Here is a 1,535-nt window from a genome sequence, read left to right on the forward strand (position 1 = left end):
GTACCGACCGGGTGCTGGAGCGGCTCAGCGACGGCCAGCCGGTGCCCCAGGAGCCGAACGGCAGCTGGGTCGCGCTGGAGCGCATGTTCCAGCGCGCCGGCCTGGGCAAGCCCACCGACCGCCTGGGTTTGTGGCTGAGCGGCTGGGCGCTGGGCATGTTGCTGGGCTATCTGCTGGCCGGCGGGCTGGGACTGTTGGCCATGCTGATCCTGCCGCTGCTGCTGCTGCGGGTGTATATCGCCTGGCGCTACCAACGGCGAGTGCAGCGCATGGTCGAACAATTACCGCAGCTGCTGGACCACAGCGTGCGCAGCCTCAAGTCTGGGCGCACCCTGGCGGACGCTGTGCTGGGCGCGATCGACAGCACCGAAGCGCCGCTCAAGCAGGCCATGAGCCGCATCCAGCGCAACGTGCAAATGGGCGTGAGCCTGCCGGAGTCGGTCAGCGACTTTGCCGAGTTTTACGAGCGCGATGAATTCCGCCTGTTTGCTCTTGGCCTGAAGGTCAACCACCGCTACGGCGGCAACGCCAGCGAGCTGCTGGAAAACCTGATCAAGATGATCCGCGAGCGCGAACAGGGTGCGCGCCAACTCAAGGCCATGACTGGCGAAACGCGCATGACCGCCTATGTGCTGGCGGGTTTGCCTATCGTCATGGTCGGCTACTTCCTGATGGTCAACCCAGGCTACCTGATGAGCATGTGGAATGACGGAACCGGGCGCCACCTGCTGCTGGCCGCGGTGGCGCTCGACATCACGGGCACCTTCGTCATGTGGCGCATGTTGCGGAGTATTTGAGATGGCCATCCTGATTTGCATCCTGTTGTCGCTCGCCGCCGTCGCCTTGATCGTCGGCAACCTGCTAGAGCAAAGGCGCCGTCAACGCCTGGTCAGCCAACGCCTGCAAGGCCAACTGACCCGCGAGGACAAACTCGGCAGCCTGATGCGCCAGTTGGGCGCCAGCGCCGTGGCCCAGCGCTCGGTCAGCCTGGACAACGAAACCCAGACCCTGCTCAACCGAGTCGGTTGGCGTAAAGCCAACCAGCGCTCCATGTTTGCCGCTTTCCAGATCGGCGTGCCCATCGTGTTGCTGGGCTTGACCCTGCTCGGCCAACAGCTGCTGTTTCCCCATGCCGGCTCACCCTGGATTGCCCCGGCGATTGCCCTAGGCATCGGTTACTTGCTGCCCAAACGCATCCTCGCCCTCAGTGCGAAATACCGCCAGGAGCGTATCGCTCGGGAAATCTCCACCTTCATTCCGTTACTGCGCATCCTGTTCGAATCCGGCATGGCAGTTGAGCAATCGCTGCGGGTGTTGAGCACCGAAGCCCAGCGCTTGCTGCCAGACCTGACCCATGAACTGCGCCTGATCCTGGCAAGGGTCGACTCGGGCCTGGAACTGTCCGAAGAGCTGGGCAAGACCGCACGCCTGTTGGCCGTGGATGAGTTCACCGACACCTGCATCATCCTTCAGCAGTTGATCCACCAGGGCGGCGGCGCGATGAAATCCTTGCTGGCCCTCAAGCAGTTGCTTGA

At 63.5% G+C, this 1,535-nt stretch carries 2 protein-coding genes; both read left to right on the forward strand.

Annotated features, from left to right (window positions below; genetic code table 11):
* A partial coding sequence (locus BKD70_RS22445) for a type II secretion system F family protein (protein ID WP_070415425.1) occupies positions 1–797 on the forward strand: 797 nt, incomplete at its 5' end.
* Position 798: 1 nt separating this feature from the next.
* The coding region (locus tag BKD70_RS22450) for a type II secretion system F family protein (protein ID WP_070415426.1) at positions 799–1,535 on the forward strand (737 nt) is incomplete at its 3' end.

Origin of the sequence: Pseudomonas sp. BS-2016 (assembly GCF_001806145.1) — a bacterium.
In the GTDB taxonomy this organism is placed as follows: Bacteria; Pseudomonadota; Gammaproteobacteria; order Pseudomonadales; family Pseudomonadaceae; genus Aquipseudomonas; species Aquipseudomonas lundensis.